The organism is Streptomyces sp. NPDC002276, assembly GCF_053891435.1.
This window is the reverse complement of sequence record NZ_JBSFCQ010000066.1, coordinates 1-1,509: the sequence shown is the minus strand read 5'-3', so window position 1 is coordinate 1,509 and position 1,509 is coordinate 1. Positions and strand designations below refer to the sequence as shown.

Annotated in this window: 3 protein-coding genes; all 3 read left to right on the top strand. The window is 66.0% G+C overall.

Annotated features, from left to right (window positions below):
- The first annotated feature begins 258 nt into the window (after window positions 1–258).
- The 3 genes from ACWIHT_RS47215 to ACWIHT_RS47205 are packed head-to-tail and all read left to right on the top strand — an operon-like array spanning window position 259 to window position 1,507.
- Window positions 259–1,134, top strand: a complete 876-nt coding sequence (locus ACWIHT_RS47215; protein WP_456174831.1) for a helix-turn-helix domain-containing protein — start codon at window positions 259–261, stop codon at window positions 1,132–1,134.
- Window positions 1,131–1,322, top strand: coding sequence for a DUF397 domain-containing protein (locus ACWIHT_RS47210; protein WP_456174830.1), 192 nt, complete (start codon window positions 1,131–1,133; stop codon window positions 1,320–1,322). Before ACWIHT_RS47215 ends, ACWIHT_RS47210 begins: the two co-directional genes overlap by 4 nt.
- On the top strand, window positions 1,319–1,507 hold the full coding sequence (locus tag ACWIHT_RS47205; protein WP_456174829.1) for a DUF397 domain-containing protein: 189 nt from the start codon (window positions 1,319–1,321) through the stop codon (window positions 1,505–1,507). Before ACWIHT_RS47210 ends, ACWIHT_RS47205 begins: the two co-directional genes overlap by 4 nt.
- The last annotated feature ends 2 nt before the right edge of the window (window positions 1,508–1,509 follow it).

Sequence of the window (1,509 nt, the reverse complement as noted above, 5' to 3'; positions counted from 1 at the left end):
CGGGCCAGGCGGGCGCCTCGTGGGGTGGAGGACAGCTGCACGCTGAAGTTGCGCGTGGAGTAGGTGGGTTGGGTTTCGGGGGTGGAGGTTCCCTGAATCACGTCACTCAGCGTGGCCGCGCGTGCATACCGTGAACAGTGACATGGCCGTTGCGTACGGTGACTGTCCACGCGTTGTCCGGTCGTGTCCAAGCTGTCGAGACGGGCCGCGCGGGTAGGGGCGTCGCGGCACGGTCGTACGGATCAGGAGGGGCGCGAGATGTCGTTGGACGCGGGCGAGGCACAGCTCAAGACGGAGGCGGACGAGCCGGGTTGGGAGGTGGACCCCGACGACGAGTGGGGGTTGGCCGTCCTCGCGACGGTGGGGCGGCAGTTGAGGCTGCGGCGCGAGGCGGTGGGGATGCGGGTCGCAGACTTCGCGGTGGCGGTCGGGTACAGCGAGGACCTGGTCTACAAGATCGAGGCGGGGAAGCGGATTCCCCGGCCTGAGTATCTGGACAAGTCCGAGGAGAAGTTGGATGCGCGTGGGCTGATCTCGGCGATGAAGGAGGACGTGGAGAAGGTCCGGTACCCGAAGAAGGTGCGGGACTTGGCGGAGATCGAAGGGCGTGCGGTGGAGATCGGGGTGTATGTGTGCAGCAGCATCCCCGGTTTGTTGCAGACGCCCGAGCACGCGCGAGCCTTGCTGGAATCGTGGCAACCCGCCTATCTGCCGGAGGACTTGGAACGCCGGGTGGCCGCCCGCATGGCCCGGCGCAGTGTGTTCGACCGGTCGCCCGCCCCAGCACTCAGCTTCGTCCTGGAAGAGGCGACTCTGCGCCGCAAGGTTGGAGGCACAATGGTGCGGCGACAGCAGTTCGAACGACTGCTGGAGGTGGGGCAGTTGAACAACGTCACGCTTCAGGTGATGCCGACGGCCAGTGCCGCCCACCCCGGCATGAGTGGCAGGATCGAAGTACTGAAGTTCGAGGACGGTTCGGCGGTGGGGCGTTCCGACGGCGCGTTCAGCGGTCGTCCGACCTCGGATCCGAGGCAGCTTCGCATCCTTGAGCTGCGGTATGGCACCATCCGGGCGCAGGCTCGCCGACCGTGGGAGTCGCTGGCGTTCATCGAGCAACTGCTGGGAGAGACATGATCCGCGAGCCCGAACTGGCCTGGTTCAAGAGCAGCTACAGCGACGGCCCTGACGGCGACTCCTGCGTCGAGATCGCGATAGCGCCCCGCGTCGTCCACATCCGTGACTCCAAGAATGTGGACGGGCCTCGATTCACGGTCACGTCGGCCGCGTGGACGGGTTTCGTGCGCCAGTTGGGAGAAGCGTGACGGCACGTGAACTGGCGTGGTTCAAGAGCAGTTACAGCGACGGTCCAGAGGGCGACTCCTGCGTCGAGATCGCGATAGCGCCCCGCGTCGTCCACATCCGTGACTCGAAGAACACCGAGGGTCCGCGATTTGCCGTCGCCTCTGCCGCATGGACGGACTTCGTGCACTTGCTGGAAGAGGTGTGATG

Coding starts and splice junctions, on each gene's coding strand:
- ACWIHT_RS47215 (WP_456174831.1), top strand. CDS start 259: ATGTCGTTGGACGCGGGCGAGGCACAGCTCAAGACGGAGGCGGACGAG.
- ACWIHT_RS47210 (WP_456174830.1), top strand. CDS start 1,131: ATGATCCGCGAGCCCGAACTGGCCTGGTTCAAGAGCAGCTACAGCGAC.